Below are 16,690 nucleotides of genomic sequence, written 5' to 3'. Positions count from 1 at the left end.
CTTTACACCTCGCCCTCTTGTTTAATTGTTGGAAACTTTACTAAATCATGAACTTTGTTTTGATAAACAACTATTTTATCTACTATTTCTTCCGGCGACTCTTTAACAACTATTTTTCGGCCTGTTACAAAAGTAATAATAGTGTCTGGGGTGCTCTCAATAAATTCAATTAAATTATTATTTATGTATGTAACTTTTTTGTTGAGCTTAGTTACTTCTATCATGCTACCTTCCCACCTTTGTTACCCCTCCCATTAAGGGAGGGGATTGACTTTATCGTTTTAAGTTAATCAACTCGTTCAACAACTCGTCGGAGGTTGTAATTATTCTTGAATTAGCTTGAAAACCTCTCTGAGTAATTATCATATCAGTGAACTCTTTAGATAAGTCTACATTTGACATCTCAATAGCTCCAGAATATATAACTCCAAGATTTTCAGATCCTGGGATTCCAATATTAGCTTCACCTGAGTTTGCTGAAGGTGTGTACAAATTGTCCCCTGTTCTTAATAAACCAGCTGGGTTATTAAAATAAGAAACTCCAACCCGTCCCAACGGATTAACTGTACCATCTTCTTCAATTTCCACAACAGATCCGTCTTGACTGATATCAAAAATCACATTCCCACCATCAGAAAACTCATTTACGTTAATGGGTTGCAAGGTTTCTGAACTATCAAGATTCTCATCAGTTATTTCTCGATTACCATCTCCATCTTCCTCAACACCTGCTCCAAGTAAATAGTAACCATTGGTGCCTGAAACTATATTTCCAGCTTCATCAACTTCAAAGTTGCCAGCTCTGGTATAAAATACTTCATTTACTTCTCCATCTTCATCTAAACTTCCAACCATAAAGTAACCGTCTCCGTCTATCATAAGATCGGTAGTTTTACCAGTCACCTGACTAGCTCCTTGTTCATGGTTAATAGCAATATTAGCCACATCCATTCCAAGTCCAACTTGCATTGGGTTAACTCCACCTCTTGTCCCCATAGGAGCTGATGCTCCGCTTAGGGTTTGACTATATATATCCTTAAAGTGTACATCACTTGTCTTATAAGACATTGTATTTACGTTGGCGATATTATTTCCTACAACATCCATCTTGATTTGATGATTTTGCAAACCGCTAACTCCAGAATACATAGATCTTAACATTTATATATTTCCTCCTTTTAATTGCTGAGTAGGTGTATCTATCACTCAACACCTTGTAGCTTCCTCATTGAGGTCCAGCTATTATATCAGCATTGCACTATCGATATTAGTAAAAACTTTTTCTTTTAAGCTACTTTTGTCAACAGCCGTTATTACAGTTTTAGTTTGGGGATTGACAACATAAGCTACGTCGTCAGAAAGTAATAAAGACCCTTTACCACCTTTTTGTTTTAGTGCATCCATAGCCTTATCAAGTCGGTGAGCTGTCGCAGTGTCTATATTTATCCCTCTGTTTTCGATACGATTTTGAGCATGTCTAGTTATGTTTAAATCAGACTTTAACTGTTGACGCAGTATTTCATTAAAGTTTTTATTATTTTGATTTATTTTTTGCCCACTTTTGTTTTCTTTATGAGAATGTGTAAAAACTGGATTAACTATTTTAGGCATCATCCTCATCCTTTTCTAGTTTCATAACCGCTTCTACCTTATCTAAGTCGTAAAGTTTGTTATCTACTTCAACTGAAAAAGAGTTATCATTTCTAACTACTTTATCAACTATTCCTACTACTGTACCTTCACCCGTCTTAATTTCCACACTTTTTCCTACCAGAGAAAAGGCATTAGTTGCTGCAATTCCATTGCTGTTGACTTTCTCAACCATCTTGTCCATTTTATTGCTAATATTCATTACTTGCTCTAATGAACTAAATTGGGTCATTTGACTAATAAATTCACTATCATCCTGTGGATCTAAGGGGTCTTGATATTTAAGTTGAGCAACCAATATTTTCAAAAAATCGTCTTTACCTAAGGCTGCATTAAAATCATTCTTTGGACCCATTTGTCCAGTATCATTTGAAATTTTCATCTTGCTACACCTCCTTAAAATTAAATGGACACATTAGGAAGTTCACTTAATTCCGACTCCTCTAATTCGTTAGCTTCCAGTTCATTTTTTGCTATAAACTTAGTGTTTTTTTGATTTTCATCTTGTTGCCCAAAATCAAAAGCTATATCAACATCAGCCCCTTCAAAACCTTCCTGTTCCAATTTTTCAAACAGTTGTTGTGACTGCTGCTGTAAATTGTTATAGGTTTGCTCATTTTGAGCCAACATCCTCACCGTTAAACTACCTTTTTCATAGGACATGCTTATGTTAATTTCCCCCAAAGACTCTGGAATAAGTTTAATGCTTGCTGAGGCTTGCCCGTTTTTCTTAACAAGAGGCAAATTTTTACTTACAAGCTTTAAAACCTCTGAGGTAGCTGCTGCAGGTAATGAATAATTGGGTCTGCTTAGTATAGGGGTGATTCTTTCTTGGATCTGTGCGGCTGTTTTTGATAGTTGCTCTGTTTCATTTACAGCACTGTGATTAACTTTTACTTTGTCAGCTGTAAAATCTGTTTTTTTATCAACTTTAAACTTTTCACGACTATACAGCGTTATTTTTTGTTCATCTTTAGAGTCAATATTTTCTGGATTATAGTGACTAGAGTCAGTTAGTTTATCATTAATATACATATCTCGGCTATACAACGATATCTTTTGTTCACCTTCAGGTTTATAGCCATTTTTGGGGTTGTTAATTTTTAAATGACTTTTAGTTTGCATCAATTTTTCTCTAGCCACACTTACAGATTCGCTATTTGGTTTTGCATTCAAAGCAGTTAAAGTATCCTCGATTTGTTTTGCTATCTTTGAAAACTTTTGTGCATCATTTTTTTCATTTAACCTAAGTTTAACCTCACCTAACTTAGGTTTTTGTTCAATACTTAGGTCATTTTTTTCAAGCATAGATTTAACTTGTTCATGCTTATCAAAAACAGATTTTAAGTTAGCAATCTGTTCCTTGCTAAGGTTATTATCTTCTATACTTTTCACCAATTTTTTTAAAGAATTAGCACCTTCATCATCCATGTTTAGTTGTTCAATAAATTGTGTATCTGTTGCTATAGCTAAAAATACCAACTCCAGAAATTCAACTTCTTCATCTTTAATACTAGAAAGCATATTTTCCAATAACTCTATTTCCTCTGTTTCCAATGCCTTACCAAAAGTCTCCTCAAAATCGTCTTCTAAGTTAAGGCCAGAACTTGACTTTAAAGTAGGAAATAACATAGTCATCAAATCAATCTTCATTCTTTTCACCTCCTTTCAAATGAAATTATATCATTACATCATTTTTTGAGTTAAGACAGCAGCTCTAGATGGTTCAAATGACGAAAGTATTTCAGATACGGTATCGGAGTTCATATAATTAAATATCTCTATAATCTCTTCATCATCCATTTCTTGCAAAATTGCAGCAGCATCCCTGGGCCGCATGTTTGTGTATTTATCTGCTATAGATTCCATCCTAACTTCTTTTTCTTCCAGCAACTCCTCTCTTTCAACAAGAGAATTCTCTAACTCTTTAAGCTCTTGTTCCCTAGCCTCTAAATCTTTCTGCTTGGAATTTTGACCTGCTTCTAAATCATCAATATATTCATTTAATTGTAAAATAGTTTGCTCTAAAGAATCAATCTCTGCATCTTTTTGTTCGATTATTTCTTCAATTTCCTCGTCCGAAACTTCCTGGTTTTGAATGTTTAAAAAAGGTATTGGAATAATATCTAAGCCAAGAGCATTAGAAATAATCACAAAAATTATAAAAGCTAATATTAAAGGTATAAATACTATATATCCATATAATTTTAATTTTTGGGCTGCTGTTGACATTCGGATGCCTCCTTGCTAATGCCGTGCAGAAACAATGTCATCTATAAAATTTTGTTCCTGCTTTCTTACGTTATAAGTAAAACTTTCTAAGTTTTTCTTTTTCAATTTTTCCAATGTTTTTTTCTCTTGTTGCCTAAGTTGAGCAACCCTTCTTAAGTTATCCAACTGTTCATTCTGCTTAGTTTGCAGTGACTTCAACTGCTTTTCAGTATTATGTAAAAAGGTGGAATACCGACTGAATTGAGAATAGTTTTCTACGCTTATTCCCTGATTGATTTTATTAGTTTTCTTTTTTATAAGTTGACCTTTTCTAAAGTTTATATTTTCTATATCCTTTTGAGTCTTCTGGATATTAGTTAACGTCTGTTGTATCTTTGTAATCTCCTCATTTAAAAGTGTCTCCTTATAATCCAGTACTTTTTGTAAACCAAATTTAAATCCCTTCATAAACACCCCACCTTACACATTTTTTAATTGTTCAACACTTTCGGATAGTGTAAATCCATCATTAACTCTTTGTTGCAAAAAGTCCATTATTTTAGGCTGTTTTTCTATAGCTTCATCTATATTAGGATTGCTACCTCTTTTATAAGCTCCTATATTAATAAGATCTTCAGCCTTTTTATAATTTCCTAAAACCTTTCTTAAGTTCGCAGCTGCCTCTTTGTGGCTATCATCTACAACTTCAGCCATAACCCTTGAAACACTGTTTAAAATATCAATAGCAGGATAATGGTTTTGACTTGCTATATCTCGTGATAATATAATATGCCCGTCTAAAATCCCCCTTACAGCATCAGTAACTGGTTCATTAAAGTCATCTCCATCTACTAATACTGTATATATCCCTGTTATGCTACCAAAGGTGCTGGTGCCACTTCGCTCAAATAATTTTGGTAGCAGTGTAAAAACCGAAGGAGTATATCCACGAGTTGTAGGAGGTTCACCTAAAGATAAACCTATTTCTCGTTGAGCCATAGCAAATCTGGTAACAGAATCCATAAGTAGCATAACGTCATTACCTTGATCTCTAAAAAATTCTGATATGCTAGTGGCAACAAAGGCACCTTTCAATCTGACAAGGGGCGGCTGATCAGATGTAGCTACTACAACTACACTTCGTTTTAAACCCTCCTCACCTAAATCCCTTTCGATGAAATCCATTACTTCCCTGCCTCTCTCACCAATTAAAGCTATTACATTTACATCTGCTTTTGTGTTACGGGAGACCATACCCAAAAGGGTACTCTTTCCCACCCCACTTCCTGCAAATATCCCCATCCTCTGTCCTTTGCCCATAGTCAACAATCCATCTATAGCCTTTACACCCACACTAAGAGGTTCTTTTATTCTAGGCCTAGCAAGAGGGCTTGGAGGCTCATTGGTGGTTGAATATTCGGTTTCACAGCATATAGGGCCTTTTCCATCGATGGGGTTTCCAAGTCCATCTAGAACTCTCCCTAATAACTTTTCCGAAACTTTAACTGCTAAAGGTTGACCATAATTTTTGACCACACAACCAGGTCCAATGTTCTTAATATCACCAAGGGGCATTAATAAACTACTATCATCTTTAAAACCTACAATTTCAGCGCTTATCTCACTTCCAGTTGACGTTTTTATTGTACATAAGTCTCCGATGTTACCCCAAGGTCCTTTGCACTTTAATGTCAAGCCAATTACCTCCTGTAAAGTTCCGTAAGACTTTGGAGTCAGTATCTTGTTTGCTTCTGTTTTTAAATAATCAAGATTTAGAACTGATTGAGTCATGTTATTTCACCAACTGTTTTTTTATTTCCGAAACTAAGGATGAAATGTGGTATGGTATAAATCCTTGGTCTGTCAGCACTTTAATTTCATCGTTTTGCATTTGGTCATCTATAGTAACTTTTAAGTTTGTTTCACCTTTCTCCTCAAGATAATCTGAAAGTATCTCTTTATTACTAGGTGAAACTATCACCTCTTTGGGATTCCTCTGCTTAACCAATGGAGACAGCTTATTGTACAAATAAATAACAAGGTCTTTATCTTTGCTAGTAGCTTCTCCCACAACTTTTTCTATAATATAGCTGGTTAGTACTAACACATCTTTTTCTGTTTGATCAAGCATTTGATTTTTATAATCTTCAGCTTGTTTCAGCAGGTTAGTACTTTTTTCAATAAGCTTTTTAGCTTCACGCTGTCCCTCAGATAAGCCCTGTTTTTTGCCTTCTATAGTCCCTTTTTCAAAACCGGATTTAAATCCATCACTTTTCGCTTTCTCAATAATTTCTTCTTTTTCTTTTAAAGCAGTTTTTATTATAAGTTCTGCTTCATGCTTAGCTTGCTCTAACCCTCTTTCATTGCTACTTTCCGTTTTTTCATCTTCTTTTGTATTTATTTTTTTCTCTTCATTGGTATTAGAAGCAATGTCCAATATTTTCACTTTTTTTATGCTATTTTCCTTTACATTAAAAGATTTAATTACATTAGACAACTATCTCATCACCCCCACCGCCGCGGGCAATAATAATTTCGCCAGTTTCTTCTAACTTTCTAATTAAGTTTACTATCTTCTGCTGCGCTTCCTCAATATCACGAAGACGTACTGGACCCATAAATTCCATTTCTTCTTTAATTAAATCGGCCTGACGCTTAGACATATTTTTAAATATTTTCTCGCTTACTTCTTCACTTGCGACCTTAAGAGCCATAGACAGTTCCTGATTAGTTACTTCTCTAATAATTCTTTGTATGGATTGGTTATCTAGGTTTATTACATCTTCAAACACAAACATTTTTCTTCTTATTTCCTCTGTTAATTCAGGATCGTCTACCTCTAAACTTTCAAATATCGATTTTTCTGTTCCTCTATCAACCTTATTAATTATATCCACAATTACATCAATGCCACCAGCATTAGTATAATCCTCATTGCTCATAGAAGATAGTTTTTGTTCTAAGATTTCTTCTATTTCCCTAATAACTTCAGGAGAAGTCCTGTCCATTGTAGCAATTCTTTTTGTTATCTCACTTTGTTTTTCAGGGGGAAGTCCGGATAGAACAATCGAAGCTTGTTCCGGCTCCAAAAATGATAACACTAGCGCAATAGTCTGGGGATGTTCGTTAGAAAGAAAGTTTAAAATTTGATGTGGATCAGCTTTTCGAACAAAATCAAATGGCTTAACCTGCAAGGAAGCAGTTAACCTTCCAATTATATCTACTGCCTTCTGTGAACCCAAAGCTCTTTCTAGTATTTGTTTAGCATAATCAATTCCACCAGAAGAGATATATTCTTGGGCTAAGCACATTTCTCCGAATTCATCTATAATTTTTTCTCTTTCCTCACTAGAAATTTTTCTTGCATTTGCAATTTCTAAAGTTAGCTCTTCTATTTCTTCTTCACTGAGATGCTTAAATATTTCAGCTGAGATCTCCGGCCCCAAAGTAATCAACAAAACTGCTGCTTTCTTTTTTCCTGATAAATTCGACATAATTACACCACCTAACTACTCTTCTGACATCCAAGATTTGATGAGTTTTGACACACCTTTGGGATCTTTACTTGCTAAACGCTTAATCTTTTCTTCTTGGCTATTTTCTTTTATATCCATATCTTCTCCATCATCATCAGCTGCAGCCACCTCTTGGTAGACTGGTTGTTCATCTTTCTTTTTCATTATCATTACACCAAAAATTGCAGCTATTATCAGCGCAATTGAAGCTAAAATAATTAGAGCTACATCTCTAGTAAACCATGGTTCGCTAATAACTACGCCATCTGTCGCATCATCTACTTCTGCAAACTCACGTCCCATAACACTTATCTGGTCAGCTCGTCCTTCTACATCAAGGCCCGCTGCTGTTGCTACAAAGTCACTTATTGCCTCGCTTTCTTGAGCATCCAAATCGCCATTAACCAACACAGCTACGGATAATCTATCTACAGAGCCTGGGGCTACAACTAAATGCTCTTGTACTTTGTTTATCTCATGGTTGACTATCTCATGTCTTCTTTCTGATTCTGTAGCTCCACCGTCAACTCCTGGATAAGTAGGTATATCCTCTTCACCCACAGCATCGGCTCCAGGACCAGTAAAATGTTCTTCCATGACTTCCATGGATCTTATAATTCTATCACCATCAGTTAAAGGATCAAAAAGTTCTGATTCTCTAACTAGATGATCGAAGTTTAACTCCGCGTTAACATTAACTGCCACATTATCATAGTCAAAATACAGCCCTAGCAATGACTCTAAACTATTTTGAAGGTCTCGTTCAAAATCATTTTGAATGGCCAGGTTCTCTCTAATATCTCCTACCTGAGTACCCGTTCCTAAATCATTGTCATCGAGAGGAGTCATATCTTGATCTGTTATAAATACGTCCTCGGGATTTAACCCTTCCACACTATTAGCTACTAAATGCTTAATACCACTAACTTGATTAGAAGAAAGAGAGACACCATCTAAAAATAGAGTGACAGCAGCTTTAGCTTGCTCTCTTTCACTTGTATAAATAGACTCAGTTGCAGGTGTAATATTTACTTGAGCCCTGGTTACTTCTGGAAAAAGCTCAATATTCCTCGTTATCTCCTCTTGCAGGGCCTGCAAATGTAATACCTGTCTCTCAGATTCAGGAGCAAACCTACTTACATTTTCCAAGCGTTCGTATCCTATCATTCCACTACTTCTTGGCAGCTGATTAGTTGACATAACAACCCTAACTTCATCAGCTTCCCCTTGAGGCACAGCTATAGCGGTTCCTTCTTCTACGACTTCATAGTCGACACCCATTTCTCCAAGTTTTATAGTCATTTGGGAAACATCCTGTGATGATAATTCCGAATACACTATTTCCATATCAGAGCTTAAAAATAAAACTGTAAGCGAAGTAACAGTTACTAAAAGAAAAAAAACAACTGCAAGTATTTTAATTTTTTCGTTTTTTGGTCGTTCAGACCAAAGATTATTGAATTGATTCGTAATATTATCCTTTACTTCATTCATTAGAGCACCCCTTACCTAAATCTGCATTCGCATAAGTTCATTATAAGCTTCTACAAGTTTATTTTGTATCTGCACAGTTAACTGCATTGCTATATTTGCTTTTTCAGCAGCTATCATTACATTATGTATGTCCACATCTTCACCAGAAGCAAACTTATTTGTTAAATCATCAGCTTGTTTTTCCAAGTTATTCACTTTTCCAATAGCATCACCTAGATAAGTACTGAAAGTTGAATCTACATTCCCACTTTTTTGGTTTGCTTCTTGACCTTGTATAGATGCTAAGTCAACTCTAGTTACATCCATATTCCCACCTCCCTAAAAATTTAAAAATTCCTTATCTGCCAATTTCTAATGATCTCATTGCCATTGATTTCGCAGTATTTATGCTTGTAATATTTGCCTCGTAAGCTCTATTCGCAGAAATCATATTAGTCATCTCTGTTACAATATTTACATTTGGTTTTTGAACAATCCCATTTTCATCAGCATCAGGATGATCTGGTTGATATTTTTCTAAAAAAGGTGACTGATCCTCATCAATATGTGAAACTCTAACTCCAGGTTGATGTGTTTTTTGTTTATTCATACTGTTTCTTAAAAACCTTTGAAAAGAATCATCCTCTTTAGATTGAAGTACTGCTTCTTTTCTTCTATATGGTCCACCATCTTCGGTTCTAGTAGTATTAACATTAGCAATATTATCAGAAATTACGTCAAGGCGCATTCTTTGAGCAGTCAAACCTGAAGCACTTGTGTTGATAGTTTTAAATATTGACACTTTTATCTCCTCCCTTCACTAATTACAGTTTTAAGAAGACCAAATTTATTATTTAAAGATTGAGTCATTGTCGAATGATATATACCATTTTTGGCCATTGCTGAACTTTCCAGTTCAATATCTACATTGTTACCATCTTCTCGCATTGAAGTTGAATAATCCCTTTGTTTGTTAGGATGTACATCCCCCAAATCTCTTCTACCAATCGGGATATGATTTCTATGAGATGTCTGCCCCTGGAGACCTTTTTCATTTAGCGCCTTATATAGCTCCCCTTGAAAAGTAACATCACTTCTTTTAAACCCTGGAGTATCTACATTAGCAATGTTATTAGTTAGCACCTGTTGTCTTTTTGTTGAACCTTCTATACCTTTTTCCAACACTTTAAATGTTGGCTGAGAAAATATTCCACTCACATATATCTCTCCTTTAGCTTTATTATATCAATTTTTAGCAATTCTCGACTTATACTTTAATTCGTCATATTACGCTATTTTCCTGCAAGAAATAACAGGAAAGTCCCTAGGACTTTGGTTATAAATGCTAACTATAACTATTTTTGACAAAAAAAGGGGGCTGGATTATACACCAGCCCCGGCATGTTTATTTAGTTTTTATTTTCTTAAGTTCTTCAAGAAGGTTTTCATTTTTAATCTTAATATAAGTACCTTTCATACCTAAAGACCTAGACTCTATAACTCCTGCACTTTCAAATTTTCTTAAGGCGTTTACTATTACAGATCTTGTAATGCCAACTCTATCAGCTATTTTACTTGCAACTAACAATCCTTCTGTACCATCTAGCTCTTCAAATATGTGTTCAATCGCTTCCAACTCTGAATATGAAAGGGTAGCCACCGCTAACTGAACAATAGCTTCATTCCTAGCTTGTTCTTCAACTTCTGTTGTTTTAGCCCTAATAATCTCCATGCCAACAACTGTAGAGCCATATTCTCCTAACAGTAAATCTTCGTCACTGAATTCCTGACCAAATCTTGCTAACACTAAAGTTCCTAACCTGTCTCCTCCCCCAACAATAGGTACTATTGTAGTAAGGTTGTTTTCAAAAAGACATTTTTCTTCATCGCTAAAGACACATAAATCCTTTGATTGAATGTTTGAAGAAGTCTCAAGCACTCTAAGTAAATTTTGATTATATTCCTCAGGGAATACTCCTTGAGGTATAACTTCTTCTTTCATGATATTGCACTCATAATCCTTAACAACAGCAGAACCTAAAATTTTACCTTTTCTGCTAGCAACATACACATTTGCTGAAATAACATCTCTTAAAACTTCAGCCATTTCATTAAAGTCTACCGCTTGTCCACTCGATTTTTGTAGTAATTTGTTAATTCTTCTTGTTTTAGTTAATAATTCCTGCATTTTTTATTTCCTCCTAAATTGTAATTTTGTAACTAATTTTTTGCAACTAGTTTTTGATTTAATCTTGCTTATTTTTCTAATATTAACTTATCTAAATTTTACAACAACACTTTGCAAATGTCAAAGTAATTAAGCCCTTGGATGAAAATTATCATAAACTCTTTTTAATTTTTCCTTAGTTACATGTGTGTATATCTGTGTTGTCGTTACATTTATATGACCTAACAACTCTTGTACCTCACGCAAATCCGCTCCCCTATCTAAAAGGTGAGTAGCAAAGGAATGTCTAAAGGTATGCGGAGATACTCCCATTTTAATAGCTTCTTTTTTAACATACTTGTCGATAATTCTTCTAACACTTCTATCGGTTATAGGTTGTCCATACCTATTTAAAAAAACTGTTTTTAAGTGATTACTTTTAACGACCTTTTTACGTTCAATTAAGTAGTTATGCAAGTATTTCTTTGCTTGCTCACCAATGGGGCAAATCCGTTCTCGTCTTCCTTTTCCGATAACCTTTATTAAGCCACGTCCCAGCTGTAAATCGTCAGTGTTTATCGAAACAAGTTCTGCTACTCTTATTCCAGATGAGTAAAGTGTCTCCATCATTGCTCTATCTCTTAACCCTAGAAAAGTGCTTATATCAGGACTTTCAATTAAGCTTTCTATGGCTTCTATAGCTAAAAAGCTTGGTAATTTTTTTTCTTGTTTGGGTGTGTAAATTCTACTAACAGGGTTTTTTTCAATGATTTCGTGTTTATGTAAAAACTTGTAGAAAGAACGTATTGCAGATAGTTTTCTAGAAATACTTCTTCTTGAATAGCCATTTTTTTGTAGCACGGCGAGATATTTTCTTATTATAAGATGGTTCTCAAGTAGTGTTATATTATTACTATCTTTAAAAACAAATTCACAATAAGACCTTAAATCACTTTCATAACTTCTTAAGGTATGATCAGAATAGTTTTTTTCCACTTTTAAGGACTGTAAAAATTCATTTAACCATTTCACCATCTAAACCACCTTACTAATAATATCAAAGGTATTTAGAATTAGCAATACTAATTATCGTTTTTTTTAAACTCTTCTAACGATTTTAGCGCTCTCTTTGCATACTTTTGATATCTCTCTTTTTTATTTTTCTCCCTTTTAGCTAGAGGCTCAAAAATACCGAAGTTAACATTCATAGGCTGAAAATTTTTTGTTGATGTAGTAGTAATATAGCTTATCAACGCCCCTATAGCAGTCTCTTTAGGAAAAGTAACATCTTTAGCTAATCCGTATGCTGCTGCAATTCCAGTTGCCACTGCTTCTACATAACCTTCAGAACCAGTAATCTGGCCAGCAAAGAAGACGTTTTTTTGCTGGGTTAAATTTAATTTATTATCCAACAATTTAGGAGAATTAATAAAGGTGTTTTTATGCATTACTCCATACCTTACAAATTCCGCATTCTCTAATCCAGGAATCATTCTAAGTACCCTTTTTTGCTCCCCCCATTTTAAATTGGTTTGAAAACCCACCATATTATACAACGTTCCTTCAAGGTTATCCTGTCTTAACTGCACGACAGCATGGTATCTCTCTTTAGTGTTAGGATTCTCTAATCCCACAGGTTTTAGTGGTCCAAATAATAAAGTTTTTTCTCCCCTTTTAGCCATCTCCTCTACAGGCATACAACCCTCAAAATATATCTCTTTTTCAAATTCTTTAAGAGGTGCTCGCTCTGCCTCTATTAAATTATTATAAAATTGTTTGTATTCTGTTTCTGACATGGGGCAGTTAATATAGTTGCCATCTCCTTTATTGTACCTTGAGCCAATGAAAGCTTTACCAAAATCAATGGAGTCTTTTGTTATTATTGGAGCTGCTGCATCGAAAAAATATAAATATTCATCACCTGTAATATTTTTTATTTCTTCAGCTAAACAACTGGACGTAAGCGGGCCACTAGCGATTATAACAGGGTTTGTATATTGTATATTTTTGACCTCTTGATTTATAACAGTTATGTTCGAATGATTCTTAATTTTTTCTGTAACCATTTCACTAAACTTTTCTCTATCAACAGCTAAGGCTCCGCCGGCAGGCACTTTGGTATCATCAGCGCATTCCATTACTAAAGAGTTTAGTTCTCTTAATTCTTGTTTGAGTAATCCAACGGCATTGGTAGTAGCATTTGCTCTAAGCGAGTTGCTACAAACTAATTCAGCAAAATATGCTGTTTTGTGGGCCGGAGTTGTGTTCTTTGGTCTCATCTCATATAGCTCTACTTTAAAACCCATATTTGCAAGCTGCCATGCACATTCACAACCAGCTAAACCTGCACCTATTATACTTACTTTTTCCATTTCTTCATCTCCTAATTAATCTCTTTTTTGCATTGAGGATCGCTACAAACAACTTTTTTCTTTCCTTTTTCAACTGCAAAGCTTCCGCATACATCACATTTTTTTTCAGTAGGCTTATCCCAAGACTGAAAATCGCAATCAGGATATGTAGCGCAACCAAAAAACTTGCGACCTTTTTTAGTTTTTCTCTCTACCACCTTTGCTTTGCCACACTTTGGACAATCAACATCAATCTCTTTATTAATAGCCTTGGTGTTTCTGCACTCAGGAAAACCAGGACAAGCAAGAAATTTACCAAATTTCCCGAGTTTATAAACCATTAAACGACCACACTTTTCACATTCCACATCACTTTCTACATCTTTAATTTCAATATCTTGAATATTTTCTTCTGCCTTTTCAAGTTCATCCTTAAAATCTGAATAAAAGTTTTTTACCAGCTGATCCCAATGCTTTTGTCCTTCTTCAATCTGATCAAGTTCTTCTTCCATCTGAGCGGTAAATGAAATATCAACAACTTTAGGGAAATGTTCCACCATAAGGTCATTAACTACATAACCCAATTCCGACGGCATAAAAGTTTTTTTGTCCTTAAGGATATAACCCCGCTTCTGAATAGTATCAATTATTGGCGCATAGGTACTGGGTCTTCCAATCCCTTTTTCTTCTAATAATTTTACTAGCATAGCCTCTGAAAAACGGGGGGGAGGTTGAGTAAAATGTTGTTTGGGATGATATTCTTTTAAAGTTAACTGTTCCCCCTCTTTAACATTACCTATAAACATTTTTTCTTCTTTTTCTTCCACGTCTTTACCTTCTATATAAATTTCCATAAATCCAGCAAATTTAAGTTCGGATCCTGTTTGTCTAAATGAGTAATCGCCATTGTTTATATCAATAGTTAAAACATCATAAACTGCTGATTGCATTTGACTTGCCAAGGTTCTATTCCATATTAACCTATAAAGTTTATATTGGTCTTTAGAAAGATACTCTTTTATATCTAAGGGAATGTTTTCTAACCCAGTTGGTCGAATTGCTTCATGAGCCTCTTGTGCCCCTTTTTTATTATTGTATCTTCTAGGTTTAGATGGTATATACTTTTTTCCATATTTATTTTCTATGGTTTCTCTCAAACTTTCAACAAATCCTTCTGAAAGTTTAGTAGAATCAGTTCTAATATAAGTTATTAAACCAATAGTCCCTTTCTTACCAAGCTTAACACCTTCATATAATTGCTGAGCAATCATCATAGTTTTTTTGGAAGTAAAGTTGAGCTTTCGTGCTGCTTCCTGCTGAAGACTCGAAGTAGTAAAAGGCGGAGAAGGATTACGTTTTCGTTCACTTTTTTTAATTTTTGATACAATAAAGTTGTCTGGCTTTAAAGCAGCAATTATCTCATCCATCTGTTTTTTATTTTCAACTTCTACTTTCTTATTCTTATACTTCATTAACTTACTTAACAAAACTTTATTACCTTTTGCATTTAATTCTACCTCTAAAGACCAATATTCCTTAGGTTCAAAGTTTTGAATTTCTCTTTCTCTATCAACAATTAACCTAACTGCCACCGATTGGACTCTACCAGCACTAAGCCCTCTCTTTACTTTATCCCATAAAATTGGACTGATTTTATAACCTACAATTCTGTCTAAAATCCTTCGAGCTTGTTGAGCATCAACAACGTCTTTATTAATATTTTGAGGACTTTTAAAAGCATCTTTCACCGCAGTTTTAGTTATTTCATTAAAAACAACTCTACAACTATCTTTATTGACTTTTAACGCATTTGCTAAATGCCAAGAAATAGCTTCACCTTCTCTATCAGGGTCGGTAGCCAAGTATACCTTGTCAGCTTTTTTTGCTTCTTTTTTAAGCTCTTGTAGGACCTTCCCCTTTCCTCTTATTGTTATGTACTTAACATCAAAGCTTTCTAAATCAATCCCCATCTGACTCTTAGGAAGATCAATAACATGGCCCATTGATGCCTTTACTTTATATTTTTTACCTAAAAATTTATTTATAGTCTTTGCCTTTGATGGCGATTCAACTATGACTAAGTTCATTTTTAACCCTCCTATTAAACTACCGTTAATTTTATGTAATTTTACCCGATGTGTCAATATTAGTTACTACAGGTATGTACATCTGATTGCCATCTTTCTTTACAAGTCCTTTAATTTCTAAAGTTAATAATCCCGCTAAAAGTGAATCAGTGCTAAAGTTTCCCTCTTGTACCAACTGTTCAAAAGATATTCTCTGTCCTTTAGCTATTTCCAATATTTTTTGTTCAACTTTGTCTAACTTTACACTATTTATTTTGTCTGTGTCAACAATATCCAAATCATTATTTTTTATATATTCAGCTAATATAGCATCAACATTAGTAGCAACAATCGCTCCTTCTTTAATTAAATGATTTGTTCCCATACTCAAAGGGCTATTAATATTGCCCGGCACACTAAAAACATCCCTGCCTTGCTCTAATGCAAAGTCTGTTGTGATTAACGCTCCACTTTTTCTCTTAGCTTCAACAATAACTACCCCTTTTGAAAGACCACTTATTATTCTGTTTCTAGCGGGAAAATTTCTAGCGATTGGTTTAGTGCCTAAAGGATAAGTACTTACAAGCAAGCCATTTTCCTCCATTTTATTAAACAACTTTTTATTCTCTTTAGGATAAACTATATCAAGACCACAACCTAAAACGCCTATAGATTTGGCTCTCCCTTGCAATGCACCTTCATGCGCACAGGCGTCTATCCCTTTTGCCATACCACTAACAATCACAATCCCTCTTTTGCTTAATTTTTCCCCAAAGTCTCTAGCTATTGTTTTTCCATACCAAGAAGCTAACCTTGCCCCAACTATCCCAACACTGTTACTGTTGCGTAACAATGCGATGTCCCCTTTACAAAAAATTAAAGGGGGAAAGTCATATGTTTGTCTTAAAAGACTAGGATAATCATCATCATAAATGCTCACTATTTCAATATTTTTTTGTTTATACTTATTTATAGTATCCTCCACACAAAAATTATTCAAGAATTTTTTTACCGTTGCTTCTAGATTATGTTTTCCTTTTAATCCTGATTCAATAAAAACCCTTTCTAAATTGTTTTTTAAGTCTATCAACGAAGAGCAGTTTTTAAGTATAAACATACTCCTTTTAAAACCCATTTGGGGGCAATGGGCTAAAAAGAGGGTTAATTCCTTTTTAGCCATTAAACTCCCTCCTTTCTTTTCATATATACCAATTACTTTTCTATAAAAATCATTCTAACCCCTTTAAAATGTTACAA

General features: G+C 34.5%; 19 protein-coding genes. All 19 read right to left on the bottom strand.

Features of this window, described 5'->3' with window-relative positions:
• Positions 1-2: 2 nt before the first annotated feature.
• Entirely contained in the window at positions 3-224 is a 222-nt protein-coding gene (locus tag PRVXT_RS07060) for a flagellar FlbD family protein (protein ID WP_350344957.1), read from the bottom strand.
• 49 nt (positions 225-273) lie between these two features.
• Positions 274-1,161 carry a flagellar hook-basal body complex protein gene (locus PRVXT_RS07055; protein ID WP_350344956.1) on the bottom strand — a complete coding sequence of 296 codons (888 nt, stop codon included), beginning with the start codon at positions 1,159-1,161 and terminating at the stop codon, positions 274-276.
• An 81-nt stretch (positions 1,162-1,242) separates the two neighbouring features.
• The gene (locus PRVXT_RS07050; RefSeq protein ID WP_350344955.1) at positions 1,243-1,611 is read right to left on the bottom strand and encodes a TIGR02530 family flagellar biosynthesis protein; all 369 of its coding nucleotides are present in this window, start codon (positions 1,609-1,611) and stop codon (positions 1,243-1,245) included.
• Positions 1,604-2,032, bottom strand: a complete 429-nt coding sequence (locus PRVXT_RS07045; protein ID WP_350344954.1) for a flagellar hook capping FlgD N-terminal domain-containing protein — start codon at positions 2,030-2,032, stop codon at positions 1,604-1,606. Before PRVXT_RS07045 ends, PRVXT_RS07050 begins: the two co-directional genes overlap by 8 nt.
• Positions 2,033-2,052: 20 nt before the next feature.
• On the bottom strand, positions 2,053-3,303 hold the full coding sequence (locus PRVXT_RS07040) for a flagellar hook-length control protein FliK (protein ID WP_350344953.1): 1,251 nt from the start codon (positions 3,301-3,303) through the stop codon (positions 2,053-2,055).
• A 33-nt stretch (positions 3,304-3,336) separates the two neighbouring features.
• Positions 3,337-3,882 carry a MotE family protein gene (locus PRVXT_RS07035; RefSeq protein WP_350344952.1) on the bottom strand — a complete coding sequence of 182 codons (546 nt, stop codon included), beginning with the start codon at positions 3,880-3,882 and terminating at the stop codon, positions 3,337-3,339.
• 15 nt (positions 3,883-3,897) lie between these two features.
• Complete coding sequence (gene fliJ / locus PRVXT_RS07030; protein ID WP_350344951.1) at positions 3,898-4,329, bottom strand: flagellar export protein FliJ; 432 nt, start codon at positions 4,327-4,329, stop codon at positions 3,898-3,900.
• A 12-nt stretch (positions 4,330-4,341) separates the two neighbouring features.
• On the bottom strand, positions 4,342-5,652 hold the full coding sequence (fliI, locus tag PRVXT_RS07025; protein ID WP_350344950.1) for a flagellar protein export ATPase FliI: 1,311 nt from the start codon (positions 5,650-5,652) through the stop codon (positions 4,342-4,344).
• Between the two features lies 1 nt (position 5,653).
• Positions 5,654-6,358 (bottom strand): FliH/SctL family protein, encoded by a 705-nt coding sequence (locus tag PRVXT_RS07020; RefSeq protein WP_350344949.1) that lies wholly within the window; start codon positions 6,356-6,358, stop codon positions 5,654-5,656.
• Complete coding sequence (fliG, locus tag PRVXT_RS07015; RefSeq protein ID WP_350344948.1) at positions 6,351-7,355, bottom strand: flagellar motor switch protein FliG; 1,005 nt, start codon at positions 7,353-7,355, stop codon at positions 6,351-6,353. The genes PRVXT_RS07020 and fliG overlap by 8 nt, the downstream gene beginning before the upstream one ends.
• Before the next feature lie 15 nt (positions 7,356-7,370).
• Positions 7,371-8,870 carry a flagellar basal-body MS-ring/collar protein FliF gene (gene fliF, locus PRVXT_RS07010; RefSeq protein WP_350344947.1) on the bottom strand — a complete coding sequence of 500 codons (1,500 nt, stop codon included), beginning with the start codon at positions 8,868-8,870 and terminating at the stop codon, positions 7,371-7,373.
• A gap of 15 nt (positions 8,871-8,885) precedes the next feature.
• Entirely contained in the window at positions 8,886-9,176 is a 291-nt protein-coding gene (gene fliE / locus PRVXT_RS07005) for a flagellar hook-basal body complex protein FliE (RefSeq protein WP_350344946.1), read from the bottom strand.
• A gap of 31 nt (positions 9,177-9,207) precedes the next feature.
• The gene (gene flgC / locus PRVXT_RS07000) at positions 9,208-9,651 is read right to left on the bottom strand and encodes a flagellar basal body rod protein FlgC (protein ID WP_350344945.1); all 444 of its coding nucleotides are present in this window, start codon (positions 9,649-9,651) and stop codon (positions 9,208-9,210) included.
• 2 nt (positions 9,652-9,653) lie between these two features.
• The gene (flgB, locus tag PRVXT_RS06995; protein ID WP_350344944.1) at positions 9,654-10,067 is read right to left on the bottom strand and encodes a flagellar basal body rod protein FlgB; all 414 of its coding nucleotides are present in this window, start codon (positions 10,065-10,067) and stop codon (positions 9,654-9,656) included.
• Between the two features lie 187 nt (positions 10,068-10,254).
• A complete protein-coding gene (codY, locus tag PRVXT_RS06990; protein ID WP_350344943.1) occupies positions 10,255-11,037 on the bottom strand; it encodes a GTP-sensing pleiotropic transcriptional regulator CodY in 783 nt (260 codons plus the stop codon).
• 129 nt (positions 11,038-11,166) lie between these two features.
• On the bottom strand, positions 11,167-12,051 hold the full coding sequence (gene xerC / locus PRVXT_RS06985; protein WP_350344942.1) for a tyrosine recombinase XerC: 885 nt from the start codon (positions 12,049-12,051) through the stop codon (positions 11,167-11,169).
• 47 nt (positions 12,052-12,098) lie between these two features.
• Positions 12,099-13,388 (bottom strand): methylenetetrahydrofolate--tRNA-(uracil(54)-C(5))-methyltransferase (FADH(2)-oxidizing) TrmFO, encoded by a 1,290-nt coding sequence (gene trmFO, locus PRVXT_RS06980; RefSeq protein WP_350344941.1) that lies wholly within the window; start codon positions 13,386-13,388, stop codon positions 12,099-12,101.
• Between the two features lie 11 nt (positions 13,389-13,399).
• Positions 13,400-15,454: a type I DNA topoisomerase gene (gene topA / locus PRVXT_RS06975; RefSeq protein ID WP_350344940.1), complete on the bottom strand. Its 2,055-nt coding sequence runs from the start codon at positions 15,452-15,454 to the stop codon at positions 13,400-13,402.
• 31 nt (positions 15,455-15,485) lie between these two features.
• Positions 15,486-16,613, bottom strand: a complete 1,128-nt coding sequence (dprA, locus tag PRVXT_RS06970) for a DNA-processing protein DprA (RefSeq protein WP_350344939.1) — start codon at positions 16,611-16,613, stop codon at positions 15,486-15,488.
• Between the last annotated feature and the right edge of the window lie 77 nt (positions 16,614-16,690).

The organism is Proteinivorax tanatarense (assembly GCF_040267685.1).
In the GTDB taxonomy this organism is placed as follows: Bacteria; Bacillota; Proteinivoracia; order Proteinivoracales; family Proteinivoracaceae; genus Proteinivorax; species Proteinivorax tanatarense.
This window is presented reverse-complemented; position numbering and strand designations above follow the sequence as displayed.